Genomic DNA, 25,156 nt, shown 5'->3' with positions numbered 1-25,156 from the left:
CGGCGGCTCGTGACCACCCGCGCGGGAAGCCTCGCGTCTTTGGCCGCCGTCACGCACGGACGGGCTGACGGCACGACCCCCGCCCCCGTCACCGCACCACTTTCGAGGACCCACCTTGCACACGACCCCCACACCGGCCGACCGCACGAGCTCCGTGGTTCCCCACCAGGAGGGAACGCGGCCCCACGGCGAACAACCCGGGAGCACCGGAGCCGACCTCCTGGACCACCCCGACCCGCGCCGGGCGGCCCACGCGGCGGCCCTGGAGAACCTCCTGCGCTGCTGGGTACGCGAAACCGGCCTCCCCGCTCCGGACGGCGACACCCTGCGCCTCCCCCTGCCGGCCGGCGGCACGTCCCTGCTCGTCCCCGTTCTCCACTGGTCCCCGACCGGCTGGCACCGCTTCGGACCTCCCCGCCTGGCCGACGCCCCGGACTCCGCCCCACCGGTCGACGCCGTCCTGCTCGCCGCCCTCCTCGGCAGGGAGAACGCCGGCATCCCGGAACCGGCACGTCCCCCGGTGGGCGACGGCACCGACCTGGTCGCGCGCGTCGCCGACTCCGTACGACGTGTCGCCGCCTTCGTCAGCGGCCGACGGGCGGACCCGGACGACCGTCCCGACCTCTTCCTCGCCGCCGAACAGTCACTCGTCCTCGGCCATCCGCTGCACCCGGACCCGAAGAGCCGCGAGGGCCTCTCCGACGCCGAGGCGCAGCGGTACTCGCCCGAGTCGCGCGGTTCGTTCCCGCTGCACTGGATGGCTGTCGCCCCGTCGTTGCTCGCCACCGACTCCGCCTGGACCGAGCGTGGACGTCCCGTCACCGCGGCCCACCTCACCGCGCGTCTCGCCGGCCCCGGTCTGCCGCTGCCCGACGGCTACGCGGCCCTCCCCGTGCACCCCTGGCAACTGCGCCAGGCCGGCCACCGCCCCGAGGTCGCCGCGCTGCTGGACGCCGGACTGCTCCGCGACCTCGGCGGCCACGGCGCCCCCTGGCACCCCACCTCCTCCGTACGCACCGTCCACCGGACCGGCGCCCCGGCCATGCTCAAGCTGTCGCTGGGCCTGCGCATCACCAACTCCCGCCGGGAGAACCTCCGCAAGGAACTCCACCGGGGGGTCGAGGTCCACCGGCTGCTGCGCACCGGACTGTCCCAGCGGTGGCGGGCCGCGCACCCCGGCTTCGACATCGTCCGGGACCCGGCCTGGATCGCCGTGGACACACCGGCCGGTGACCCCGTGCCCGGACTCGACGCGGTGATCCGGCACAACCCGTTCCAGCCGCACGACGACGTCGCCTGCGTCGCCGGACTGCTCTCGCCGCGGCCCCGCCCCGGCGGCCGTACGGGATCCCGGCTGGCCGAGATCGTCACCCGCCTCGCCGCACGCACGGGACGGCCGTCCGGGGCCGTCGCCGCCGAGTGGTTCCTGCGGTACCTGGAACACGTGGTGCGGCCCGTGCTGTGGCTGGACGGAGAGGCCGGCATCGCCCTCGAGGCGCATCAGCAGAACACCCTGCTTCTGCTGGACGCCGACGGCTGGCCCGCGGGCGGACGCCACCGGGACAACCAGGGCTACTACTTCCGCGCGTCGCGACGCGCGGAACTCGACGCCCGGCTGCCCGGCATCGGTGAGCACAGCGACACCTTCGTCTCCGACGAGGTCACCGACGAACGCTTCGCCTACTACCTGGGCATCAACAACGTCCTCGGTCTCATCGGCGCCTTCGGCTCCCAGCGCCTGGCCGACGAACGGCTGCTGCTCGCCGCCCTCCGCCGGTTCCTCACCGGAGTCTGTGCCGGACCGGCCCGGACGCGCAGCACGCTGCCCGCCCGCCTGCTCGACTCACCCGTCCTGCGCTGCAAGGCGAACCTGCTGACCCGGCTGCACGGCCTCGACGAGCTCGTCGGCCCGGTCGACACCCAGTCCGTCTACGTCACCATCGCCAACCCCCTGCACCCGTGATGTCCGACCACATCGGCGCCTGGGGCCCGGCCCGCACTCCCGCGGGCCTGTTCCGGCTCGTCCCCGTCCGGGTCGAACGAGATCTGCCTCTCCTGGCACGGTGGATGAACGACCCGGCCGTCGCCGTGTTCTGGGAGCTCTCCGGACCGCCGGACGTGACGGCCGACCACCTGCGGGCCCAGCTCGCCGGTGACGGACGCAGCGTTCCGTGCGTCGGCGTCCTGGACGGTACGCCGATGAGCTACTGGGAGGTCTACCGCGCGGACCTCGACCCCCTGGCCCGCCACTACCCGGCCCGACCCCACGACACCGGACTCCATGTCCTCATCGGCGCCGCCGGCGACCGGGGGCGGGGCCTCGGCAGCGTCCTGCTCAGAGCGGTCGCCGACCTCGCCCTCGCCAGGCGGCCCGTCTCGCCGCGCGTCGTCGCGGAACCCGACCTGCGCAACGCCCCCTCCGTCACCGCCTTCCTCAACGCCGGCTTCCACTTCTCGGCCGAGGTCGATCTGCCCACCAAGCGGGCCGCCCTCATGGTCCGGGACCGCTCCCTGCGCCATCTGATGTAGTGCCCCGTCACCGCGCCGTCCCCGGCCGCTTCCGCCCGGCCGCTTCCGCCCGGCCCCTTCCGTCCCCCGAGGAGCCCGTCTTGATCGCGTCTCCAGCCCTCGCAGTGATCGCACGAATGTCAGTGCCGGGTCGTAGGGTGGTCGCGCTATGACGAAGCCCTCACTCCCCGAACTCCTGCACGCCGCCGTCACCGCCGTCGGCGGCACGGAGCGCCCCGGCCAGGTGACCATGGCCGAAGCCGTCGCCGAGGCGATCGACGACGGAGCCCATCTGCTGGTCCAGGCCGGCACCGGCACCGGAAAGTCGCTGGGCTATCTGGTGCCCGCGCTCGCGCAGGGGGAGCGGGTGGTGGTGGCGACGGCCACCCTGGCCCTGCAGCGCCAGCTGGTGGAGCGCGACCTGCCGCGCACGGTGGAGTCACTGCATCCGCTGCTGCGCCGCCGCCCGGAGTTCGCGATGCTCAAGGGCCGCTCCAACTACCTGTGCCTGCACCGGCTGCACGAGGGCGTGCCGCAGGACGAGGAGGAGGGCCTCTTCGACCAGTTCGAGGCGGCCGCGCCCACCAGCAAGCTGGGCCAGGACCTGCTGCGCCTGCGTGACTGGTCCGACGAGACGGAGACCGGCGACCGGGACGACCTCACGCCGGGCGTGTCCGACCGGGCCTGGTCCCAGGTGTCGGTGTCGTCACGGGAGTGCCTGGGCGCCACGAAGTGCGCCTACGGCGCCGAGTGCTTCGCCGAGACGGCCCGCGAGCGCGCCAAGCTGGCCGAGGTGGTCGTCACCAACCACGCCCTGCTCGCGATCGACGCCATCGAGGGCGCGCCGGTGCTCCCGCAGCACGAGGTGCTGATCGTCGACGAGGCCCATGAGCTGGTCTCCCGGGTCACCGGAGTGGCTACGGGGGAGCTCACCCCCGGGCAGGTCAACCGCGCGGTGCGGCGTGCCGCGAAGCTCGTCAACGAGAAGGCCGCCGACCAGCTCCAGACCGCCGCCGAAGGGTTCGAACGGCTGATGGAGCTGGCCCTTCCGGGCCGGCTGGAGGAGATCCCGGAGGACCTCGGATACGCGCTCATGGCGCTGCGCGACGCCTGTCGCACCGTCATCTCCGCCCTCGGCAGCACCCGCGACAAGTCCGTCCAGGACGAGGACGCGGTCCGCAAACAGGCGCTGGCCTCCGTGGAGGGCGTCCACGACGTGGCGGAGCGGATCACGCACGGCTCCGAGTGGGACGTCGTCTGGTACGAGCGCCATGACCGTTTCGGAGCATCCCTGCGCGTCGCGCCCATGTCCGTCTCGGGCCTGCTGCGGGAGAAGCTCTTCACCGACCGTTCCGTGATCCTGACGTCCGCGACGCTGAAGCTGGGCGGCGACTTCAACGGCGTGGGGGCGTCCCTGGGGCTCGGCCCCGAAGGCGCCGAAGGCGATGACCTCCCTCAGTGGAAGGGCGTCGACGTCGGTTCGCCGTTCGACTACCCCAGACAGGGCATCCTCTACGTCGCGAAGCATCTGGCGCGCCCGGCCCGTGACGGGGACCGCGGGGACATGCTGGACGAGCTCACCGAGCTGATCCAGGCGGCGGGCGGCCGCACCCTGGGGCTGTTCTCCTCGATGCGGGCCGCCCAGCTCGCCGCCGAGGAGCTGCGCTCCCGCATCCCGGAGTTCCCGATCCTCCTCCAGGGCGAGGAGACGCTCGGCGAACTGATCAAGAACTTCGCGGCCGACCCGAAGACCTGCCTCTTCGGCACGCTGTCGCTCTGGCAGGGTGTCGACGTACCGGGTCCGAGCTGCCAACTGGTGGTCATGGACAAGATCCCCTTCCCGCGCCCGGACGACCCCTTGATGAGCGCCCGCCAGAAGGCCGTGGAGGAAGCCGGCGGCAACGGCTTCATGGCGGTCGCCGCCACCCACGCGGCACTGCTCATGGCGCAGGGCGCCGGCCGTCTCGTACGGGCCTCGGGTGACCGGGGGGTGGTGGCCGTGCTGGACCAGCGGCTGGCCACCGCCCGGTACGGCAGCTATCTGAAGGCTTCGCTGCCCGACTTCTGGTACACCACGGACCGCAACCAGGTCAGGAAGTCGCTGGCCGCGATCGACGCGAAGGCACGCATTGACGCCCAGTAGACGCTGCGCCACACACCGCAACCGTCGATTGAGCGACCACGACGGTCATCGACCAGGTCCGTGAGAGCGGCGCCGGTTCAGGCGCAAAGGCAGGACCCCGGAACCGGCGCAGGGGTTCCGGGGCCCGGTCAGGGGCGGGGCGGCGGCGTCCGGGCCGCCCCGCGCCGTGCTCAGACGCGCCGCAGAACGGCCACGACCTTGCCCAGAATGGTCGCGTCGTCGCCCGGGATCGGCTCGTAGGCCGCGTTGTGCGGGAGCAACCAGACATGGCCGTCCTCCCGCTTGAAGCGCTTGACGGTCGCCTCGCCGTCGAGCATGGCCGCGACGATGTCCCCGTTCTCGGCGACCGGCTGGCGGCGGACCGTCACCCAGTCGCCGTCACAGATGGCGGCCTCGATCATGGAGTCACCCACGACCTTCAGCACGAACAGCTCACCGTCACCGACGAGCTGCCGGGGCAGGGGGAAGACGTCCTCGACGGACTCCTCGGCGAGGATCGGGCCACCGGCGGCGATACGGCCGACCAGCGGCACGTAGGACGCGGCCGGCTTGCCGGCGGTGTCCGTGGGCTGCACGGAGGCGGCCTGGTCGGAGCCGCGCACCTCGTAGGCGCGTGGGCGGTGCGGGTCGCGGCGCAGGAATCCCTTGCGCTCCAGGGCCATCAGCTGGTGGGCCACGGAGGACGTGCTGGAGAGACCGACCGCCTGGCCGATCTCGCGCATCGACGGCGGGTAGCCGCGGCGCTGCACCGAGTCCCTGATGACCTCGATCACCCGGCGCTGGCGGTCGGTGAGTCCGGAGCTGTCCGCCCGGATGCCGGGAGGTCGGCCCGGCAGGGAACGCTTGTGCCCCTCGGGATTCGTGGCTTCGTTCATCGCATGCACCGGCTCGATCCGGCCCTGGGGGCGGTCCTGGGCAGTGATGGCGGCACTGTCTGCGGTGGTGGTCACGTCGGCCCCTCTCGATGGTCTCCCTGCAGCACAACGGTAGTTGCTTTCGAAAGGTTGCGCCAAACACACGTTCGAGTGAAAAATTGCGAATTTCTGTACGCAATCTCTTGTCGAGGTGTATTGGTCGCCGCGCCCCCTGTCGGACAAACGGGCCAATTGTTGTACTCTTCACCGCCGAGGCGATGACCTCGCGGTCGTGGGCCTCAGTCTGCCATCGGGTGTCCCGTGGCGCGTGAAGCGGCCCTCCCTCTCTTCGGGAGTCGCACGCCCCCTCCCCGCCTCCGGCACGGCATCCCCCGTCGCGAGACCTCCGGCGTGTCCTGCCCGCCCTGACGTGCGCGACACGCGTGCAGGGCGTGGATGTGTGAGCCAATCCCCACATCTAGTGGTTGGATTGCGGCAGCAGCCCAGAAGTTGTGGTCCCCCGGGTCTTCGAGCCCTCCGTGATCGCCTATGCTGGTGCTGCTTCGTGAGGCCCGACAGGCCTCGTGAGGCTATTGAGTCTGCTGTGAGGAGGGTTGGGAGTTCATGCACTGCCCCTTCTGCAGGCACCCCGACAGCCGTGTCGTCGACAGCCGTACGACCGACGACGGCACGTCGATCCGCAGGCGCCGCCAGTGTCCGGACTGCTCCCGTCGTTTCACGACCGTGGAGACGTGTTCGCTCATGGTGGTCAAGCGGTCCGGAGTCACCGAGCCCTTCAGCCGCACCAAGGTCATCAACGGTGTGCGCAAGGCGTGCCAGGGGCGACCCGTCACCGAGGACGCCCTCGCCCAGCTCGGGCAGCGTGTCGAGGAGGCGGTGCGGGCCACCGGAAGCGCCGAGCTGACCACCCACGACGTGGGGCTGGCCATTCTCGGCCCGTTGCAGGAACTCGACCTCGTCGCCTATCTGCGGTTCGCGTCCGTCTACCGGGCGTTCGATTCGCTGGAGGACTTCGAGGCCGCGATCGCGGAACTCAGGCGGGCGGAGCGGTCCGCCGCGGACGACGGGGACGGCGAGGGAGCCGACCCGGGGGGCCAGGAAGACGACAGCGGGTCCGGCGGGACCGCCCAGGCCCCCGAACCCGCTCCCGCCGCCGGCTGACCGGCGGGCCGGCCCGGCACGCCAGATGCGGGGACCGGCCGGGCGCCGGCGACGAGAAGACCTGCTGCGGGCGGACGAGTGGGTGCCCGCAGCATCAGACAGAACACCGTGCCACGGGAACAATCGGGGCACTTCAGGGCGTTTTCGCCCGTACAGGGAGGCGGCATGACAGAGACGGCGAGCGGTCCGGCACGGAGTCCTCGAGCCAAGAGCAACAAGGCCGGAAAGGGACTGCGGGTGGAGCGCATCCACACCACTCCGGGAGTCCACCCGTACGACGAGGTGGCCTGGGAGCGCCGTGACGTCGTCATGACCAACTGGCGCGACGGCTCGGTCAACTTCGAGCAACGCGGCGTCGAGTTCCCCGACTTCTGGTCGGTGAACGCGGTCAACATCGTCACCAGCAAGTACTTCCGGGGCGCCGTGGGCACCCCGCAGCGCGAGACCGGCCTCAGGCAGCTGATCGACCGCATCGTGAGGACGTACCGGAAGGCCGGTGAGGACCACAAGTACTTCGCCTCGCCCGCCGACGCCGAGATCTTCGAGCACGAGCTGGCGTACGCCCTCCTGCACCAGATCTTCAGCTTCAACAGCCCCGTGTGGTTCAACGTGGGCACGCCCCAGCCGCAGCAGGTCTCCGCCTGCTTCATCCTGTCCGTCGACGACTCCATGGAGTCGATCCTCGACTGGTACAAGGAAGAGGGCATGATCTTCAAGGGCGGCTCCGGTGCCGGCCTGAACCTCTCCCGGATCCGCTCCTCCAAGGAACTGCTGTCCTCCGGCGGCAACGCCTCCGGCCCGGTCTCCTTCATGCGCGGAGCCGACGCCTCCGCCGGCACGATCAAGTCCGGTGGTGCCACCCGCCGCGCGGCCAAGATGGTCGTCCTCGACGTGGACCACCCGGACATCGAGGACTTCATCGAGACCAAGGTCAAGGAAGAGGAGAAGATCCGCGTCCTGCGCGACGCGGGCTTCGACATGGACCTGGGCGGCGACGACATCGCCTCCGTCCAGTACCAGAACGCCAACAACTCGGTCCGCGTCAACGACGAGTTCATGCAGGCGGTCGAGCAGGGCGGCAAGTTCGGCCTGCGCGCCCGGATGACCGGCGAGGTCATCGAGGAGGTCGACGCCAAGGCGCTCTTCCGCCGGCTCGCCGAGGCCGCGTGGGCCTGCGCCGACCCGGGCATCCAGTACGACGGTGTCATCAACAACTGGCACACCTGCCCCGAGTCCGGCCGGATCACCGCGTCGAACCCGTGCAGCGAGTACATGCACCTGGACAACACGTCCTGCAACCTGGCCTCGCTGAACCTGATGAAGTTCCTCAAGGACGACAGCCAGGGCAACCAGTCCTTCGAAGCCGACCGCTTCCAGAAGGTCGTCGAGCTGGTCATTACTGCGATGGACATCTCGATCTGCTTCGCGGACTTCCCGACCCAGAAGATCGGCGAGAACACCCGCGCCTTCCGCCAGCTCGGCATCGGCTACGCCAACCTCGGCGCCCTGCTGATGGCGACCGGCCACGCCTACGACTCCGACGGCGGCCGCGCCCTCGCCGGTGCCATCACCTCCCTGATGACGGGCACGGCGTACCGGCGCTCCGCCGAACTCGCCGCGATCGTCGGCCCCTACGACGGCTACGCCCGCAACGCCGACGCCCACAAGCGCGTCATGAAGCAGCACGCCGACGCCAACGGCACCGCCGTACGCATGGACGACCTGGACAGCCCGGTGTGGGCCGCCGCCACCGAGGCCTGGCAGGACGTGGTCCGCCTCGGCGACAGGAACGGCTTCCGCAACGCCCAGGCGTCCGTGCTCGCCCCGACCGGCACCATCGGTCTGGCGATGTCCTGCGACACCACCGGTGTCGAGCCCGACCTGGCGCTGGTGAAGTTCAAGAAGCTGGTCGGCGGCGGCTCGATGCAGATCGTCAACGGCACCGTCCCGCAGGCCCTGCGCCGCCTGGGCTACCAGGAGGAGCAGATCGAGGCGATCGTCGCCCACATCGCCGACCACGGCAATGTGATCGACGCCCCCGGTCTCAAGCAGGAGCACTACGAGGTGTTCGACTGCGCCATGGGCGAGCGCGCCATCTCCCCGATGGGCCACGTCCGCATGATGGCCGCGATCCAGCCGTGGATCTCCGGCGCCATCTCCAAGACGGTCAACATGCCGGAGACGGCGACCGTCGAGGAGGTCGAGGAGATCTACTTCGAGGCCTGGAAGCTCGGCGTCAAGGCGCTCGCGATCTACCGCGACAACTGCAAGGTCGGCCAGCCGCTCTCCGCGAAGACCAAGGAGAAGGAGAAGGCCGAGGTCACCGAGAAGGCCGAGGAGACGATCCGGGCCGCGGTCGAGAAGGTGGTCGAGTACCGCCCGGTCCGCAAGCGCCTCCCGAAGGGCCGTCCCGGCATCACCACCTCCTTCACGGTCGGCGGCGCCGAGGGCTACATGACCGCCAACTCCTACCCGGACGACGGTCTCGGCGAGGTCTTCCTGAAGATGTCGAAGCAGGGTTCGACGCTCGCGGGCATGATGGACGCCTTCTCCATCGCCGTCTCGGTGGGTCTCCAGTACGGCGTGCCGCTGGAGACGTACGTCTCGAAGTTCACCAACATGCGCTTCGAGCCGGCCGGTATGACGGACGACCCGGACGTGCGGATGGCGCAGTCGATCGTCGACTACATCTTCCGCCGCCTGGCGCTGGACTTCCTGCCCTTCGAGACGCGCTCCGCGCTCGGCATCCACTCCGCCGAGGAGCGTCAGCGTCACCTGGAGACCGGTTCGTACGAGCAGTCCATCGACGATGCCGAGGTCGACGTCGAGGGCCTGGCCCAGTCGGCGCCGCGGACCCAGGAGCTGAAGGCGGTCGCCACGCCGAAGGCCGAGGTCGAGGTGGCCGAGCCCGCCCCGAAGCAGGCTCACACCAGCGCCGAGCTGGTCGAGATGCAGCTGGGCATCCAGGCCGACGCTCCGCTGTGCTTCTCCTGCGGTACGAAGATGCAGCGCGCCGGTTCCTGCTACATCTGCGAGGGCTGCGGCTCGACCAGCGGTTGCAGCTGACGCGTCCGGGCGCTGCCCGGGTGTGAAGGAACGACCGAGGGCGGTGGTGCCGGAGTTCCGGCGCCACCGCCCTCGGTGCTCCCGTGGGTCAGGCCCGGCGCGACGTCCCCATCGCACGGGTGAAGGTCGCCGGGTCGCCCTCGAATCCCTGGACACCGGGACGGAACTCCCAGGCGCCCGACCCGTTCCGGACGAACTCCGCGACCGTCGCCGCCGTGGCTCCGAGGACACCGCCGAAGTCGTCCTCGGCCAGCACGGTGTAGCCCTCGCGGATGCGCAGACCGGGGCTGCCCACCCCGGAGAACGTCCGACGCCCCTGGTGCTGCTGTATGACGACGCCGACCACCACGCGCGCGTACCGCCGGTCGAGCCGGTCCAGCTCCAGCGTCATGACCTCGTCGTAGCCGAAGCCCTTGCCGTCCTGGCTGTCCCGGTTGAGCGTGATGGTGCCGTCGGGGGAGCGACTGTCGAAGTGCACGACGTAGGCGGGAGCGCCGTGCGTCTCGCCCGCCGGATAGGGCGCGGCGACGAGATCCAGGTCGGTGGTGGGCTGCCCCGACGGGCTGGGGTCCCACCTCAGCGCGATCTCGACCTTGCGGATGCCCTTGTTGAGGCCGTTCACCAGTCTTCCCCTTCCCCGTGACCGTCCTGCCGGCTCACCCCAACTGCCGGGCGTTCCCGACAGATTGTCCATCCTGCCACGCGCGTGGGGGCGGACGCCGGTAAGCAGTCACTCCGAGGGTGACCGGCGCCACCCTCCCTGGCCTTACGATGGCGCGGTGCTGGTCAAGTGGATTCGCTGCACCGTGGTGGACCGTCGCGGGTTCGAGCGGGGGCAGCGGAAGTGGGCGGGGCTTCTGGGGGAGCCGGGGTTTCGCGGACAGGGCGGAGGCTGGAGCCGGGGGCGGCCGGACATGGCGCACATCTTCTCCTTCTGGGAGAGCCGCGCCTTCTACGACTCGTTCATGGCCCGCTCACACGACCGGCTCGCCTCGGCCCAGTCGGGCACGTTCAAGGACGCCCGGGTCAGGCTCTTCGACCACCGCTTCGACGTGAAGACCGGCTTCGAACCGCGTTTCACGGACGCCGACCTGCTCAGGGTGGCGCTGTGCCGCGTACACGAGGAGCGGTCGGAGCACTTCGTGCTGATGCAGGAGAAGGTCTGGAACCCGGCGATGGCCGGCTCGCCCGGCATGGTCCGGGGACTGTTCGGAGAGGCGCCCGGGCACGAGTTCCTGGTGCTGTCGATGTGGCGGTCGGCCGCCGAGCACGGCAAGTACCGCACCGAACGGGTGGAGCGCCTCGCGCTGAGGGCGCAGACGGAGGCCGACGTCGCGGCCCTCGCGGGGGACATCGTGGAGATGGAACCGGCCTGGACGGTTTGATGTCCGGACGCGGAACGGTGCGCGCCGGCGTGACGTGGGGTGCGGGACCTGTGTGACCTACGCCGTATGGGGCCCGCGCGAGTGCTCGTCCGGCCGTCACTCGATCTAGGGTCTTGGCATGGCACGACCACGGCGCATCGTCCTTGTCCGACACGGCGAATCAACGGGCAATGTTGATGACTCCGTTTATGAGCGCGAACCCGATCACGCCCTGGCCCTGACCGGGCAGGGCAGACTGCAGGCGGAGGAGACGGGTGAGCGGTTGCGGGAACTCTTCGGCCGTGAGCGCGTCAGCGTCTACGTCTCCCCCTACCGCCGCACGCACCAGACGCTGAGCGCCTTCCGGCTCGACCCGGGGCGGATACGCGTGCGCGAGGAGCCGAGGCTGCGCGAGCAGGACTGGGGCAACTGGCAGGAGCGCGAGGACGTGCGACTGCAGAAGGCCTACCGGGACGCCTACGGGCACTTCTTCTACCGGTTCGCCCAGGGGGAGTCCGGAGCCGACGTCTACGACCGGGTCGGCGGCTTCCTGGAGAGCCTGTTCCGCAGCTTCGAGGCCCCGGACCACCCCCCGAACGTCCTGATCGTCACCCACGGGCTGGCCATGCGGCTGTTCTGCATGCGGTGGTTCCACTGGACCGTGGCGGAGTTCGAGTCGCTGTCGAACCCGGGGAACGCCGAGATGCGCATGCTCGTTCTGGGGGAGAACGGCAAGTACACCCTCGACCGGCCCTTCGGACGCTGGCGGAAGCCGGAACCCTACGGGATCACCGGATAGACAGAGGGTCACCGGATAGAGTGGCAGGGCGATGACCGCTGATTCCTCTCCCGCCGGGCGCCTGGACCGCGCCCTGGCCAGCCTGCGCGGCGTGTCCGTGGGGGACGCGCTCGGCTCCCAGTTCTTCGTGCCGGTGAACTACCCGCTGCTCAAGCGCCGCGAACTGCCGCCAGGACCCTGGCAGTGGACGGACGACACGGAGATGGCGTGCTCCGTCGTCTCCGTCCTGGCCACGCACCACCGGATCGACCAGGACGCCCTCGCCCTGTCCTTCGCCACGCACCACGATTTCGACCGGGGCTACGGGCCCGCTGTCAACCGGCTGCTGCGGTTGGTCCGCGAGGGCGGTGACTGGCGGGAACTCGCGGCCACGCTCTTCGACGGGCAGGGGTCGTGGGGCAACGGCGCCGCGATGCGGATCGCGCCGTTGGGCGCCTGGTACGCGGACGACCCGGAACAGGCCACCCATCAGGCCGAGATCTCCGCCTACCCCACACATCAGCATCGTGAGGCCGTGGTCGGTGCCATGGCCGTCGCGGCGGCGGCGGCGCTGGTCGCCTCGCCCGGCGGGCCGCCCGGCTCGGAAGCCCTCCTCGACGGGGTCGTCGCGCTGGTGCCCGCGAGGAGCGCGGTCGGCGCGGGACTGCGCCGGGCCCGGGACATGCTCGACTACGGCGACGCGGCCACCGTCGCGGCCGTGCTCGGCTGCGGACGGCGTACGACGGCGCATGACACCGTGCCCTTCGCGCTCTGGTCGGCGGCCCGGGCTCTGGGCGACTACGAGCGGGCGTTCTGGACGACCGCGCAGGTGGGCGGGGACGTCGACACGACCTGTGCGATCGTGGGCGGCGTGGTCGCCGCCGAGAAGGCGGGGGTACCGCCCGCCGAATGGGCCGACCGGGTCGAGCCCCTGCCGGACTGGATGCGGACCGAGGTCTGAGGGCGGGGACCGGCTGCTCCCTCGGCCCTGAGGGTGAAGTTCAGAACTCTCTGTACATCCCGGGAACTCTCCGTGACCGTCCGTCCGTTGTCGAGACATCCGCTGTGTGAGGCATGAGGCCTGACACGTGTAGATGCGCCTGTCGTGCGGCAGTGGTGTGTGGGAGGAGGGGCCGTGGTGGTGGTCATGAAGGCGTTGCTCGGGGTTCTGCTCGCCCTGACGGGTACGGGCCGGCCCGGCGTTCGCCGGCCGGGTCCGAAGACGTCGGCCGGCGAGCTGCCGGGCCGGACCCGCGGTGTCCCCTTCTCAGCCCACGCCCGGTCCGGCCGAGCCGGACAGTGCCTCCAGGTCGCTCTTGCGGACCCGGATGACGAACCATGCGGTGGCCAGGGCGAGTACGGCCATCGCGGCAGCCGGGACGAAGGCCGTGGAGATGCCCTCGGTGAGCACCTCGTGGCCCCAGGGAGCGGGCAGTTGGTGCGTCTGGGCGAACTCCGCCTTCTGCTCCGCCGTCCCTTCGGCGAGGAAGCCGGGGACCTGCTTCTCCGCCTCGTCCTTGCTGGCCGTGCCGAACACCGTCGTCAGGAGGGCCAGTCCCACCGACCCGCCCACCTGCTGGGTCGCGTTGAGCAGCCCGGACGCGGCGCCGGCCTCGTGCTGGGCCACCCCGGAGACCGCGGTGAGCGTCAGCGTCACGAAGTTCAGTCCCATGCCGAAGCCGAAGACCAGCATGGGGCCGAGGATGCCGCTGACATACGAGCTGTCGGAGCTGATCAGCGTCTGCCAGGCCAGTCCGATCGCGGCGAGCGCCGACCCGACGAGCATGAACGGCTTGGGACCGAACACGGGAAGGAACCGCTGCGACAGACCGGCCCCGAGCGCGATCACGACCGTCACCGGCAGGAAGGCGAGACCGGCCTCGATCGGGGTGTATCCGAGCACGTTCTGCACGAAGAGGACGATGTAGAAGAACATGCCGAACATCGCCGCGGCCAGGCTGAGCATGATCACATATGTGCCCGCGCGGTTGCGGTCGGTGAACATCCGCAGCGGGGTGATCGGCTCCTTGGCCCGGGACTCGATCAGCACGAAGGCCACCAGCAGGACCGCGGCGGCCACGAAGGAGCCGATGGTCAGACCGTCCCGCCAGCCTTCCTCCGCCGCGCGGATGAAGCCGTAGACGAGAGAGGCCATACCGGCCGTCGAGGTCGCCGCGCCCGCTATGTCGAAACGGCCGGTGTGCCGCTCGGACTCGTTGATGTACATCGGTGTGAGGACGACGATCAGCAGGCCGATCGGCACATTGACGAAGAGCACCCACCGCCAGTCGAGCCACTCGGTGAGCATGCCGCCCGCGAGCAGGCCGATGGCGCCGCCGCCCGCGGAGACCGCGGCGAAGATGCCGAAGGCCCGATTGCGTTCGGGTCCTTCCGGGAACGTGGTGGTGATGAGCGCCAGCGAGGTGGGCGAGGCGATGGCGCCGCCCACACCCTGCAGGACGCGCGCGGCCAGCAGCTGCCACGGTTCCTGGGCGAATCCGCCGAGCAGCGAGGCGAAGGTGAACAGCAGGATGCCGGTCATGAAGACACGGCGCCGGCCGAGGATGTCGCCGGCCCGGCCGCCGAGAAGCAGCAGGCCGCCGAAGGTCAGGGTGTAGGCGCTGATCACCCAGGTGAGGTCGGTGGTGCTGAACTCGAGAGCATTCTGGATGTGCGGCAGCGCGATGTTCACAATCGTCGAGTCGAGTACCACCATGAGCTGGCAGGCCGCGATGACGGTGAGCGCGATGCCGGGACGTCCGTCCCGGCGGGCCGCACCTGGCTTCTGGTTCCGGATCAAAGGAGAGGTTGTCACTATGGGTCCCCCACGAGTGCGTCAGTGAACGCTCGCGTTCACTGTTGCGCCAACCGTATGAGTCCCCGACAGTGAACGCAAGCGTTCACTTAATGCGTTGCCACTCGGCGTGTCCCCCTCAGTCGCCGTGCGGCACGCGCTTCATCCCCGAATGTCCGCTTCCTCTGCTCGCTGGAGAGTCAGATGGTTTCTTCGAGCTGGGTGGCCGCCCAGGACCGGACGGCCGCCTCCCGCCGCCGTGGTGCCGTACTGGAACGCGCGATCCTCGATGCCGCCCTGGAGCAGCTCAGTACGGTCGGCTGGAACGGCCTGACGATGGAGGGCGTCGCCGCGGGCGCCCAGACCGGAAAGGCCGCCGTCTACCGGCGCTGGCCGTCCAAGGAGGATCTGGTCGCGGACGCGCTGCGGGCCGGGCTGCCGCAGTTCGACGCCGCACCGGACCTGGGCGGCGTGCGCGAGGACCTGCTGCACCTGTGCCTGCGAGCGCGCGACGCGATGTTCTCCCAACCGGGTTGCGCTCTGCGCTCGGTCATTCACGAATGCGACACGCTCCAGGCCGAGCGCTTCCACGCCGTCATCCTCGACGGGGTCGTGGAACCCACCATCAAGATGCTGCGCGCCGTGATCGAACGTGGAATAGAGCGGGGAGAGGTGCGTGCCGACGCGGCGAACGGATATGTCTTCGACGCCGTTCCGGCGATGATGATGTATCGCTCGAAGATGTGCGGCAGTGAATGGCCGGACGCCGATCTGGAGGAGATGATCGACCAGTTGATGGTTCCGCTGCTGCGGCCGGACGGCTCCTGACCGCGGTTTCGGCGAGCCGCCGGCGCCGCTCGGGGACCGGGGTGTCGCGGGCCGTTGCGGGCGGCGTACGCTAAGGGCGCCATGCCGTACGAACCACCTACTCACACCGTCGAGCGCTCTCTGCGCGCCACGACCGGGGCGAAGATCGTTGCAGGTGTCGACGAGGTGGGGCGCGGCGCGTGGGCCGGCCCTGTCACCGTCTGCGCGGCGATCACCGGACTCCGCCGGCCCCCGGAGGGCCTCACCGACTCCAAGCTCCTCACCGTCAGGCGGCGCACCGAGCTCGCCGGGACACTGCGGAGCTGGGTGACGTCGTACGCCCTGGGGCACGCCTCCCCCGAGGAGATCGACGCCCTGGGGATGACGGCCGCGCTGCGGCTGGCGGCAGGGCGTGCGCTGGGCGAGCTTCCGGTCCGGCCGGACGCGGTGATCCTCGACGGCAAGCACGACTATCTCGGCGCGCCCTGGAAGGTCCGTACGGTCATCAAGGGCGACCAGTCGTGCGTGGCCGTCGCGGCGGCCTCGGTGATCGCCAAGGTTCAGCGCGACAAAATGATGGCCGAACTGGGCGTCGACCATGCAGACTTCGGTTTCGCGGACAACGCCGGGTATCCGTCGCCCGTGCACAAGGCCGCACTGGAGGTTCGGGGACCCACCCCGTACCACCGGTTGTCGTGGGCGTATCTTGATGCGCTGCCCCAGTGGCGGCACCTCAAGAAGGTCCGCAGCTGGACGGAAGGGCGCGTTCCGGAAATCGAGGGTCAGCTCGGCTTCGACTTCTGACGGACCGCTCGCACTCATGTGCCACCCGGCGGCGCGAGCCGTACCAATGTTTGATAAAAATCAGCTCATGCCTCTCATTCCCGAGGAGCCTCAGATTCACGAGAGTGCCCAGGGTCCCCGCATCGCGCCGACCCCCCGCCCCGTACCCGGTCCCCGCCCCGCGGCTCCGTCGCGTCCCGGTCGTCCCGGCCCGCCGCGGCCCGCGCCGCCGGTGCAACGCGCGTCGCGCGACGCGGCCACGCCCGTCCCCCCGGGCCCGCCCGCGCCCGCGGCGGCCACCCCGCAGCTCCAGCTGATCCCGGCCTCGGTCCAGGGGGCGCTCGACGCCGCCGAAGAGGCCGTGGACCTGCTGCTGGACTCGGGCCGCGCCCCCGGCGACGTGCTGGTGATCACCACCGGTGACCCGCACCCGTGGGCCACCCACGAACTGTCCTTCGGTGAAGCCTCCTACTGGGCCCAGCACGACACCGGTGACGACGTCTTCTACGCGGACGCCAAGGTCGCCGAGCGTGCCGGTGCGCGCCCCGTCGTCGTGGTCGCCGTCAACGGAGGCCCGGAATCCGTGGCCGTTTCCGCCCTGTCGGTGGCGCGCGCCCGGGCCGGCGCCCTGCTGATCGTCTGCGGCGACCCGCAGCGCATCAACTCGGTGCTGGGCGCGGGCGTCTGAGCCGGCACCTCGGCGTCCTGCCGGACGCCGAGGTGCCGCGGTCGCGGCGTCCGCACGATCGGGGACTCGGCGTGCCCGGGACCGGAGGGGCCGATGCTCTTGCGCCTCTGCCGCCTCGGTACCGGGCCGGGCCCGGCGTCGTGCGGACGTGCCGTGCCCGTTGTGCGGACCGCCTCCCACGCCACCCTGTGATGCCCGGACACCCGGGCGGCGTCTCCGTGACGTCAGCGTGCCGCCGCGCGGCGCAGAACCTCCGAAGCGGCCCCACCCGTGCGCGGTATCCGGGGCGGTGCCGCGGACGTGGCGAACGGTTCCGGCGCCGAGCCGGCGCTGGGGTGGCGGCCGCCGCGCCCCTCGCCGAGGACCTGCCATCCGTCACGGGTCAGTGTGATGTACGCCCCGCAGCGCAGCCCGTGCAGGGTGCAGGCGTCCCGCAGTCCCCACATCCACGCACCGTCCTCCTCCGTCCAACGCGCGTCGCCGTCACGGCAGTAGAGCAGCACGGCGGTGCGCACCGGGGTGCGGCGGCGCAGGTCGTGCGGGATCACCCGGCGCAACTGGTCCAGCAGCACGTTGCGGAGCAACCAGCCGTCCGCGGAGGTGGTACGCCGGGTGAACGACGCGCTCGCACGCACACGTTCGTCCGGATCGAGCACGGCGACGACCGCGGTCGCCGGTCCGGGACGGTGCCGGACGTGCAGTCCGCTGACGACCTCCCGCGGGCTGCCCAGCAGCGGGATTCCCGCGGCGGCCCACTCCGCAGGTTCGAGCACACGGTTGGCGGAAGCGGCGGACGTCGACAGCGATGCCGCCGAGGACGGAGCGAATCCGAAGGTCACGGTCCTCCCTTCGGCTACGCCCGGACTGCGGGCAGGGTCGGATTCGGGGGAGCGCGCACGCAACAGAGCCCTACCTGATCGGCGGGCGAGCCGTGCGGGTGCGTCCTTCAATTCTTCCTGTCGAACTTGGATGCGGCAACGAGCAATTGAGGCAGCGGCCCGGTATCGGATGTTCTACGGCTAATATCCCCACCCGTTGGGTGGGCCGAACCCTCAACCCTGTACGGCCAGCACCAGCGGCAGCACGCCCTGTGCACCGGCCCGCCGGAGCAGGCGCGCCGCGACCGCGAGGGTCCAGCCCGTCTCCGTGTAGTCGTCCACGAGGAGAACCGGTCCCCGCGCCTCGGCGAGCGCGGCGGCGAGGTCGGCGGGCACGGCCAGCGCCCCGTCGAGGGCCTTGAGGCGCTGGGCGCTGTTGCTCCGCGAGGCGGAGTGCGCCTCACCCGTGTAGGCCACCGCCCCCAGCAGCGGCAGCCGCCCGATCTCCGCGATGCGTGCCCCGAGCGAGTGGACCAGACGGGGCCGGCTGCGGGAGGCGAGGGTGACCACCCCCACCGGCCGGGGCTGGGGGTCCGCCGCCCCCGGAGCCCAGCCGCCGGGCCCCTTGGCCCAGTCGGCCAGTACACCCACCACGGCCCGGGCGACATCGTCGGGCACCGGCCCGTCCGGTGCCTGCGGCGCGAACATCGGACGCAGCCGGTTGCCCCAGCCGATGTCCGACAGACGCCCCAACGCCATACCCCGAGCGGCCTGTTCTCCCGCCGGAATACGCCCCTTGAGGTCCATGCCGATCGCCGGAAGCCCAGTGGGCCACATCCGCCGGGGCTCCACCTCGACGCCCGCCCGGCCGAGATCCACGCGGGCCGCCTCGAGGGCGGTCGAGGAGGCCTCGGGGGTGTACCGCGCGCCCGCGCAGTTGTCGCAGCGTCCGCAGGGCTTGGCGCCCTCGTCGTCCAACTGGCGCTGCAGGAACTCCATCCGGCAGTCCGTGCTCGCCGCGTACTCGCGCATCGCCTGCTGTTCGGTCCTGCGCTGGCGCGCCACCCACGCGTACCGCTCGGCGTCGTACGCCCACGGCCGCCCGGTCGCGATCCAGCCGCCCTTGACCCGCTGCACCGCCCCGTCCACGTCGAGCACCTTGAGCATGGTCTCCAGACGGGAGCGGCGCAGCTCCACCAGCGGCTCGAGGGCCGGCAGCGACACGGGCCGGTCGGAGCGCGCGAGAACGTCGAGCGTACGGCGCACCAGGTCCTCCGAGGGGAAGGCGAGCGACGCGAAGTACTCCCAGATCGCCTCGTCCTCCTTCCCCGGCAGCAGCAGCACCTCGGCATGCCGGACACCGCGCCCGGCGCGGCCCACCTGCTGGTAGTAGGAGATGGGGGAGGACGGTGAGCCGAGATGCACCACGAAGCCCAGGTCGGGTTTGTCGAAGCCCATGCCGAGGGCGGAGGTGGCGACCAGCGCCTTCACCTTGTTGGCGAGCAGATCCTCCTCGGCCTGCTGCCGGTCGGCGTTCTCCGTCCTGCCGGTGTACGAGGCGACGGTGTGCCCGCGCTGCCGCAGGAAGGCGGTGACCTCCTCGGCGGCGGCCACGGTGAGTGTGTAGACGATCCCCGAGCCCGGGAGCTCGTCCAGGTGATCGGCGAGCCAGGCCATCCGGTGCGCGGCGTCCGGCAGGCGCAGCACGCTCAGGCTCAGACTCTCCCGGTCCAGCGGGCCCCGCAGCACCAGCGCGTCCGACGAGCCGCCCGTACCCAGCTGTTCCGCGACATCGGCGGTGACACGGGCGTTGGCGGTGGCGGTGGTGGCGAGGACGGGCACGCCGTCCGGGAGGTCGGTGAGCATGGTGCGCAGTCGGCGGTAGTCCGGGCGGAAGTCGTGCCCCCAGTCGGAGATGCAGTGCGCCTCGTCGACCACCAGGAGCCCGGTAGCGGCGGAGAGCCTGGGCAGCACCTGGTCGCGGAAGTCCGGGTTGTTCAGCCGCTCCGGACTCACCAGCAGCACATCGACGTCGCCCGCGGCGATCTCCGTCTGGACGGAGTCCCATTCCTCGCTGTTGGAGGAGTTGATGGTCCGGGCGCGGATTCCGGCTCTGGCCGCGGCCTCCACCTGGTTGCGCATGAGCGCCAGCAGCGGGGAGACGATCACGGTGGGGCCGCTGCCCCGGGCCCGCAGCAGCGAGGTGGCCACGAAGTAGACCGCGGACTTGCCCCAGCCCGTGCGCTGCACGACCAGGGCCCGGCGCTTGTCGGCGACCAGTGCCTCGATCGCCCGCCACTGGTCCTCGCGCAGCCGGGCCTCGCCCGAGGCGTCCCCGACGAGGCGGGCGAGAACCACGTCGGCGGCCGTACGGAGATCCTCGTTGCTCGTGTGCTCCATGGGTCCATACAACAGGACGCCACTGACATGCGGGCGGGTGCGCGGGATCGGCCCCCGCGGCCCCGAGGTCGGTGACATGTCCCTGGTCGGACTTATCCACAGGGCAAAGCGGAAGGCTGCAATCCGCGAGATCGTCTTCGCATGACGAACCACGGCGAAACCACTGGATCCCCCGAAAACGGTGACATCTCCGGGCGTGACACCGGTCCCCGGGCACCCGGCGGCGACGAGGACCGCGCGCCGCGTCCGCAGGACATCACCTGCACCGCGTACGACAGCCATGGCGACGGACAGCAGGTCACCCTGCGCTCCCCGGCCGAGCTCGCCGATGCCCTGCCCTACCTGCTCGGCTACCGTCCCGAGGACAGCATCGTGCTGGTCGCTCTGCACGACAAGGACGGACGGGGCCGGTTCGGTGGCCGCGCCCGGCTCGGTGTCCCCGCCAACCCCGACGACTGGCCCTCCGCCGCCCGGCAGCTGGCCCACGGCCTGGTGACGGGCAGCGAGCGCCGGGGCGCCCGGCCCGAGCAGATGGTCGTCTTCCTCTGCCACGAACCGGGCCGGGGTGAATCCGGCCGGCAGGTCAAGGAGCGGCTGGGTCCGCTCGCCCGCACACTGCGCCTGGAGTGCGGTGCCCTGGACATCCCGGTGGTGGAGGCCCTGTGCGTCTCGGACGGCCGCTTCTGGTCGTACTGCTGCGACGACGAGGGCTGCTGTCCGTCCGAGGGGACACCGATGGGCCTGCCCGGCACCTCGGTGCTGGCCGCCGCCGCCACCTACGCCGGGCTCCAGGTCCGCGGCACCCTGCGCGAACTGCGCGCCAGGCTCCAGCCGTGGGAGCACCCCGCCGCCCGGGAACAGGAGGCCGCCCTGGACGCCGCCGGCCTGGCACTGATCCCCAGGATCCTCGACGCGGAGGGCCGGCACGAGGTCGCCGAGGAGACACTGAGGCTGGCCGAGCGGATCCTGGACCGTCTCGCCGACGCCCCGTCCGTGCCCGGCATGCTCCCGGCGGACCTGCGGGACGACGAACTGCTCGGGCACGACGAGGCCGCGGCGCTGATCCTCGGCCTGCAGGACCGCACGACCCGCGACCGCGCGGCCGAGTGGATGGAGGACGACCAGTCGGGCCCGGCCCTTCGCCTGTGGCGTGCCCTGGCCCGCCGCTGCGTCGGAGCGTACGGCGAACACGCCGCGGCACCCCTCACCCTCGCCGGATGGGTCGCCTGGTCCACCGGTGACGAACTGGAGGCCCGGGAAGCACTCGCCATGGCCCTGGGCGCCGACCCCGACTACCTCTTCGCCCGGCTTCTGCACCAGGCCTGCAACGAGGGACTCGATCCGGAGTCGGTCCGCCGCTGCCTGCGGTCCGAGCGCGAGGGCCGTGAGCGGGCGACGCCGGATGAGCCGGCGGCCGTGGAGCCGGAGCCGGAGCCGCGGCAGCGGGGCGGCTGCGAGCCGCCGGCCGCCGAACCCGCGGTTCCGGGCCCCGAAGCGGCGCCCTTGCCCCGCCGACGTCGCGCGCGTGCGGCCGGTACCGGCCGCGCTCTCCCACGCCGGGTCCGCACGGAGGGCGGCCGACCGGGACGGCGGGTTCCGCGTCCGCGCACGCCGGTGGCGAGCGCGCACCCCGCGGCGGGTGGCGTGGACGAGAGCGGGACACGTCCCGACGGTGCGCGCCCCGGTACGGCGGGTCCGGGCACGGGGCGTCGCCGCGGTACCTCGCAGCCGGGCGCGCAGGCCGGTCACCAGGGCGGCGACGGGGAGGGGTGAGCGGGCGGCGGAGCCGCGCCCATCGGGCCGGCGCCGGCCTTTGCGGGGGCGGGGCGGGCAGGTGGCAGCCCCGGCCCGGACGGACACGTGGCGACCGGTGCGCAGCGCCCCGTTGGGTGAGCTGGGCCTGACGGGACCGCGCGTCGCGGGCGCCACCTTCGCCGTACGGATCAGCCGGCTCGGTCTCACCCTGGTCGGGGAAGCGGCTGAGGGACTCCGGCTGGGAGTCCGACCTGGCGGGACACGTCCTCACCGGGCGGCGGGGGAGCAGGACGACGGACCCGCCGGACCGAAGTGGATCAGTCGGCGTCACGGCCGGCGAAGGGAGTGTTTATCGTCAGGCAGACGACTATGATCGCCGCATGCCCTACGACCCGTCAGCCTTTCCGCCCTTCGCCGTCACCGTGGACCTGGTCGTGCTGACCGTACGCCGCCATGCCCTGTGCGCGCTGGCGGTACGCCGGGGCGAGGCGCCGTTCCAGGGACGCTGGGCACTCCCCGGCGGTTTTGTGCGGGCCGACGAGGATCTGGCGCAGGCGGCGGCCCGGGAACTGGCCGAGGAGACAGGGCTGCGGGTGCACGACCCCGCCGTCCCCGCCCAGGACAACGGCGCTCACCTGGAACAGCTCGCCACGTACGGCGATCCCGAGCGCGACCCCCGGATGCGGGTCGTCAGCGTCGCCCACCTCGCCCTCGCCCCCGATCTGCCCGCACCCCGGGCGGGCGGTGACGCCAGCAACGCACGCTGGGCGCCCGTCGAGGAGTTGCTGCAGCAGGGTGGTTACGGCCGGGACGGTGAGCCGGTGGCGCCGCTCGCCTTCGACCATGCCCAGATCCTCTCGGACGGGGTGGAACGCGCCCGCTCCAAGATCGAGTACTCGTCGCTGGCGACGGCTTTCTGCCCGTCCGAGTTCACCGTCGGCGAGCTGCGCCGGGTCTACGAGGCGGTCTGGGGCGTGGCGCTCGACCCGCGCAACTTCCACCGCAAGGTGACGGGCACGCCGGGCTTCCTGGTCCCCACCGGCGGCACGACCACCCGGCAGGGCGGTCGCCCCGCCCAGCTCTTCCGGGCCGGAGGAGCCACCCTGCTCAACCCCCCGATGCTGCGCCCCGAGGTCTGACGCGGGACGACCGGACCAGGCCGACGGGCCCGGCGGGGTGGCACCCCTCCCCTCCGCCGACGGGCCGCGAGATGACCGAAAAACCCGATATGGCACGCTATCTTGCATCGGGTGATCCAGGCCACCGGACTGACCAGCAGCCCCCGCAAAGAGCTTCCGCCCGCCGTCGACGACGTCTCCTTCGAGGCGCACGCGGGCCGCGTCACCGCGTTGCTCGGAGCGCCGGGTGCCGGCAAGACGACGGCGCTCCGGCTCATGCTCGAGCTCCAACGCGGCCGTGGCATCACCTACTTCAGGGGCCGCCCGCTGCACCGCATCCCCCATCCCTCCCGCGAGGTCGGCGTGCTGCTCGGCGATGTGCCGGGCCACCCCGCCCGCACCGTCCGCGGGCACCTCCGCATGCTGTGCGCCGCCGCGGGCGTCCCGGTCCGCCGGGCCGACGAAGTCCTGGAGACGGCAGGGCTCGTGAGCCTGCGCGACGAACGCCTGGGCACCCTGTCGCGCGGCATGGACCGCCGCCTGGGGCTGGCCTGCGCACTGCTGCCGGACCCGCACACACTCGTGCTCGACGAGCCCGCGCGCGGGCTCTCCGCTGCTGAGAACCGTTGGCTGTACGGCACGCTCCGGGCGTACACGGCCCAGGGCGGCACGGTGCTGTGCACGACGGCCGACCCGAAGGAGGCCGCGCGGATCGCGGACCACGTGGTCACCCTGGAACGGGGAAGACTGGTCGCCGACCAGGAGGCGGCGGACTTCTCGCGGACCCGGCTGCGTCCCCGCGTCGCCGTCCGCAGCCCGCACGCCGCCCGCCTCTCCGCCCTGCTCGCACAGGAGGCCCGCGCCACCCGGCGGTCCGTGGAGGCCGTGCACGAGGGCGGCAACCGCCTCCGCGTCTACGGCAGTACCTGCGCGGACGTCGGCGAGATCGCGTTCCGGCACGGCATCGTCGTACACCAACTGGCGGACGAGGTCGGGGACATGGGCCCCGGCGCCGGGGCGAGCGAACCGGCGGCGGACGAGAGGGCGACCCCGGCCGGTGCCGCCGTCCGAGACGCCGGGGAACCCGCGCGGCCGGACCCCGGCGCACCCCCGCCCGCGGACGGCACGGCACGCGATCCGGACCACCCCGGCACCCCGGCCGGCGAAGGCTCCCCCGCATCCGTGTCCCCGCCCCGGAAGGCGCCGGACGCGTCCGGCGCCGAAGACGCCCGCCCGGTCCCCGGAGCCCGCTCGCGCCGGGCCGCCCGCACGCGCGACGCCGGTGCCGGTGCCGGGCTTCCCCCTCCCGTCTCCGTCCGTCCCGCCCCCAGGCCCCTTCGCCCGTTGCGCTACGAGATCCGCCGCGCCACGGGTGTCGGCACGGGGTTCCTCGTCGGGGCGGCTGTGCTCGTCGTGTCCGCGCTCACCGCCGTACTGCTGGCGCGGGTCGGGCACACCCCGCAGCCGCGCCTGCTGGCCGCGTGGCCGAGGGAACTGCCGCTGCCGCCCGCGGCACTCGGCGCGGGACTGCTCGGCGCGCTGGCCTTCGGCGACGAGTTCCGCCACCCCGCGCTGGCGGCGGACCGCGGCACCGTGCCCCGGCGGCTGGGGCTGCTGACCGCCAAACTCCTCGTGGCCTCGGTCACCGCGCTGGTGCTGGCCGTCCTGACCGTCGGGTGCGATGCCGAACTGCTCTACCTCGTCTACGGACGGGAGGTCGTCGAGGTTCCCGCCGACTGGCTGCCGCTGAGTGCGGGTTGGCTCGGCCTCGTGACCGGGTGCGCCTGCGCCGGAGTGCTGGCCGCGGGCGTGTTCCGGTCCACCACCGCCGGTCTCGCGGTCGTCGTCGCCGTACCCCTTCTCGTCGTGCCGCTCGTGCACAGGGCGACGGACGGGCCGTCGGCGCGCACCCCGGCCCCGCTCGCGTCACGGCTGCGGGACGGTGTGCCGCTCCGGTGGCCCTTCGGCGGCGAGCGCCATCTGGAGGCGGTGCTGCGCCTGATCGCCCAACCCGTCGGCGGCGCGCTGACGTTGTCGCTGGCGGCGCTGCTGTGCGCGTACCTGCTCACCGGTCTGCGGAGCAGAGTCAGATAGTGAC

General features: G+C 71.8%; 19 protein-coding genes. 14 read left to right on the top strand and 5 right to left on the bottom strand.

What is annotated here, in order from left to right; all coding sequences use genetic code 11:
• The first annotated feature begins 64 nt into the window (after positions 1-64).
• The 3 genes from ACH4VX_RS26325 to ACH4VX_RS26315 all read left to right on the top strand — a co-directional run bounded on the left by ACH4VX_RS26325 (position 65) and on the right by ACH4VX_RS26315 (position 4,651).
• A complete protein-coding gene (locus ACH4VX_RS26325) occupies positions 65-1,963 on the top strand; it encodes an IucA/IucC family protein (protein ID WP_398370725.1) in 1,899 nt (632 codons plus the stop codon).
• On the top strand, positions 1,858-2,529 hold the full coding sequence (locus ACH4VX_RS26320) for a GNAT family N-acetyltransferase (RefSeq protein WP_398370723.1): 672 nt from the start codon (positions 1,858-1,860) through the stop codon (positions 2,527-2,529). The genes ACH4VX_RS26325 and ACH4VX_RS26320 overlap by 106 nt, the downstream gene beginning before the upstream one ends.
• A gap of 148 nt (positions 2,530-2,677) precedes the next feature.
• Positions 2,678-4,651: an ATP-dependent DNA helicase gene (locus ACH4VX_RS26315; protein WP_398370608.1), complete on the top strand. Its 1,974-nt coding sequence runs from the start codon at positions 2,678-2,680 to the stop codon at positions 4,649-4,651.
• Positions 4,652-4,821: 170 nt separating this feature from the next.
• Here ACH4VX_RS26315 and lexA read toward each other — a convergent pair whose 3' ends face one another.
• Positions 4,822-5,601, bottom strand: coding sequence for a transcriptional repressor LexA (lexA, locus tag ACH4VX_RS26310; RefSeq protein WP_030227721.1), 780 nt, complete (start codon positions 5,599-5,601; stop codon positions 4,822-4,824).
• Positions 5,602-6,129: 528 nt separating this feature from the next.
• On the opposite strand from lexA, the gene nrdR reads away from it, so the two are divergent.
• Both nrdR and ACH4VX_RS26300 read left to right on the top strand, forming a co-directional pair.
• Positions 6,130-6,687 (top strand): transcriptional regulator NrdR, encoded by a 558-nt coding sequence (gene nrdR, locus ACH4VX_RS26305; RefSeq protein WP_398370606.1) that lies wholly within the window; start codon positions 6,130-6,132, stop codon positions 6,685-6,687.
• Positions 6,688-6,852: 165 nt separating this feature from the next.
• Positions 6,853-9,753 (top strand): vitamin B12-dependent ribonucleotide reductase, encoded by a 2,901-nt coding sequence (locus tag ACH4VX_RS26300; protein ID WP_398370604.1) that lies wholly within the window; start codon positions 6,853-6,855, stop codon positions 9,751-9,753.
• Between the two features lie 88 nt (positions 9,754-9,841).
• Here the strand turns inward: ACH4VX_RS26300 and ACH4VX_RS26295 are convergent, their stop codons facing one another.
• Positions 9,842-10,375, bottom strand: coding sequence for a TerD family protein (locus tag ACH4VX_RS26295; protein ID WP_398370602.1), 534 nt, complete (start codon positions 10,373-10,375; stop codon positions 9,842-9,844).
• Positions 10,376-10,532: 157 nt separating this feature from the next.
• On the opposite strand from ACH4VX_RS26295, the gene ACH4VX_RS26290 reads away from it, so the two are divergent.
• The 3 genes from ACH4VX_RS26290 to ACH4VX_RS26280 all read left to right on the top strand — a co-directional run bounded on the left by ACH4VX_RS26290 (position 10,533) and on the right by ACH4VX_RS26280 (position 12,856).
• Complete coding sequence (locus ACH4VX_RS26290) at positions 10,533-11,138, top strand: YdbC family protein (RefSeq protein WP_398370601.1); 606 nt, start codon at positions 10,533-10,535, stop codon at positions 11,136-11,138.
• Positions 11,139-11,256: 118 nt separating this feature from the next.
• Positions 11,257-11,916, top strand: coding sequence for a histidine phosphatase family protein (locus ACH4VX_RS26285; RefSeq protein ID WP_398370599.1), 660 nt, complete (start codon positions 11,257-11,259; stop codon positions 11,914-11,916).
• A 31-nt stretch (positions 11,917-11,947) separates the two neighbouring features.
• On the top strand, positions 11,948-12,856 hold the full coding sequence (locus tag ACH4VX_RS26280) for an ADP-ribosylglycohydrolase family protein (protein ID WP_398370597.1): 909 nt from the start codon (positions 11,948-11,950) through the stop codon (positions 12,854-12,856).
• Between the two features lie 306 nt (positions 12,857-13,162).
• Here ACH4VX_RS26280 and ACH4VX_RS26275 read toward each other — a convergent pair whose 3' ends face one another.
• Entirely contained in the window at positions 13,163-14,710 is a 1,548-nt protein-coding gene (locus ACH4VX_RS26275; protein WP_398370596.1) for an MFS transporter, read from the bottom strand.
• A gap of 183 nt (positions 14,711-14,893) precedes the next feature.
• Here ACH4VX_RS26275 and ACH4VX_RS26270 point away from each other — a divergent pair, with 183 nt between their 5' ends.
• The 3 genes from ACH4VX_RS26270 (at position 14,894) to ACH4VX_RS26260 (ending at position 16,967) form a co-directional block, all read left to right on the top strand.
• The gene (locus tag ACH4VX_RS26270; RefSeq protein ID WP_398370594.1) at positions 14,894-15,517 is read left to right on the top strand and encodes a TetR/AcrR family transcriptional regulator; all 624 of its coding nucleotides are present in this window, start codon (positions 14,894-14,896) and stop codon (positions 15,515-15,517) included.
• 81 nt (positions 15,518-15,598) lie between these two features.
• The gene (locus ACH4VX_RS26265; protein WP_398370593.1) at positions 15,599-16,300 is read left to right on the top strand and encodes a ribonuclease HII; all 702 of its coding nucleotides are present in this window, start codon (positions 15,599-15,601) and stop codon (positions 16,298-16,300) included.
• 67 nt (positions 16,301-16,367) lie between these two features.
• Positions 16,368-16,967, top strand: coding sequence for a hypothetical protein (locus ACH4VX_RS26260; RefSeq protein WP_398370591.1), 600 nt, complete (start codon positions 16,368-16,370; stop codon positions 16,965-16,967).
• A gap of 224 nt (positions 16,968-17,191) precedes the next feature.
• On the opposite strand, the gene ACH4VX_RS26255 is transcribed toward ACH4VX_RS26260, so the two are convergent.
• Positions 17,192-17,806: a hypothetical protein gene (locus ACH4VX_RS26255; RefSeq protein ID WP_398370589.1), complete on the bottom strand. Its 615-nt coding sequence runs from the start codon at positions 17,804-17,806 to the stop codon at positions 17,192-17,194.
• A 213-nt stretch (positions 17,807-18,019) separates the two neighbouring features.
• The gene (locus ACH4VX_RS26250) at positions 18,020-20,185 is read right to left on the bottom strand and encodes a RecQ family ATP-dependent DNA helicase (protein WP_398370587.1); all 2,166 of its coding nucleotides are present in this window, start codon (positions 20,183-20,185) and stop codon (positions 18,020-18,022) included.
• A 141-nt stretch (positions 20,186-20,326) separates the two neighbouring features.
• Here ACH4VX_RS26250 and ACH4VX_RS26245 point away from each other — a divergent pair, with 141 nt between their 5' ends.
• The 3 genes from ACH4VX_RS26245 to ACH4VX_RS26235 all read left to right on the top strand — a co-directional run bounded on the left by ACH4VX_RS26245 (position 20,327) and on the right by ACH4VX_RS26235 (position 25,152).
• Positions 20,327-21,958: a DUF4192 domain-containing protein gene (locus tag ACH4VX_RS26245; protein WP_398370585.1), complete on the top strand. Its 1,632-nt coding sequence runs from the start codon at positions 20,327-20,329 to the stop codon at positions 21,956-21,958.
• Positions 21,959-22,320: 362 nt separating this feature from the next.
• On the top strand, positions 22,321-23,079 hold the full coding sequence (locus ACH4VX_RS26240) for an NUDIX domain-containing protein (RefSeq protein ID WP_398370584.1): 759 nt from the start codon (positions 22,321-22,323) through the stop codon (positions 23,077-23,079).
• Between the two features lie 111 nt (positions 23,080-23,190).
• Positions 23,191-25,152 carry an ATP-binding cassette domain-containing protein gene (locus ACH4VX_RS26235; protein ID WP_398370583.1) on the top strand — a complete coding sequence of 654 codons (1,962 nt, stop codon included), beginning with the start codon at positions 23,191-23,193 and terminating at the stop codon, positions 25,150-25,152.
• The last annotated feature ends 4 nt before the right edge of the window (positions 25,153-25,156 follow it).

The sequence above is a fragment of the Streptomyces sp. NPDC020731 genome (genome assembly GCF_044334705.1).
Taxonomy (GTDB): Bacteria; Actinomycetota; Actinomycetes; order Streptomycetales; family Streptomycetaceae; genus Streptomyces.
This window is presented reverse-complemented; position numbering and strand designations above follow the sequence as displayed.

Coding starts and splice junctions, on each gene's coding strand:
- ACH4VX_RS26300 (WP_398370604.1), top strand. CDS start 6,853: ATGACAGAGACGGCGAGCGGTCCGGCACGGAGTCCTCGAGCCAAGAGC.
- ACH4VX_RS26270 (WP_398370594.1), top strand. CDS start 14,894: ATGGTTTCTTCGAGCTGGGTGGCCGCCCAGGACCGGACGGCCGCCTCC.
- nrdR (WP_398370606.1), top strand. CDS start 6,130: ATGCACTGCCCCTTCTGCAGGCACCCCGACAGCCGTGTCGTCGACAGC.
- ACH4VX_RS26250 (WP_398370587.1), bottom strand. CDS start 20,185: ATGGAGCACACGAGCAACGAGGATCTCCGTACGGCCGCCGACGTGGTT.
- ACH4VX_RS26260 (WP_398370591.1), top strand. CDS start 16,368: ATGCCTCTCATTCCCGAGGAGCCTCAGATTCACGAGAGTGCCCAGGGT.
- ACH4VX_RS26265 (WP_398370593.1), top strand. CDS start 15,599: ATGCCGTACGAACCACCTACTCACACCGTCGAGCGCTCTCTGCGCGCC.
- ACH4VX_RS26285 (WP_398370599.1), top strand. CDS start 11,257: ATGGCACGACCACGGCGCATCGTCCTTGTCCGACACGGCGAATCAACG.
- ACH4VX_RS26245 (WP_398370585.1), top strand. CDS start 20,327: ATGACGAACCACGGCGAAACCACTGGATCCCCCGAAAACGGTGACATC.
- ACH4VX_RS26315 (WP_398370608.1), top strand. CDS start 2,678: ATGACGAAGCCCTCACTCCCCGAACTCCTGCACGCCGCCGTCACCGCC.
- ACH4VX_RS26240 (WP_398370584.1), top strand. CDS start 22,321: ATGCCCTACGACCCGTCAGCCTTTCCGCCCTTCGCCGTCACCGTGGAC.
- ACH4VX_RS26280 (WP_398370597.1), top strand. CDS start 11,948: ATGACCGCTGATTCCTCTCCCGCCGGGCGCCTGGACCGCGCCCTGGCC.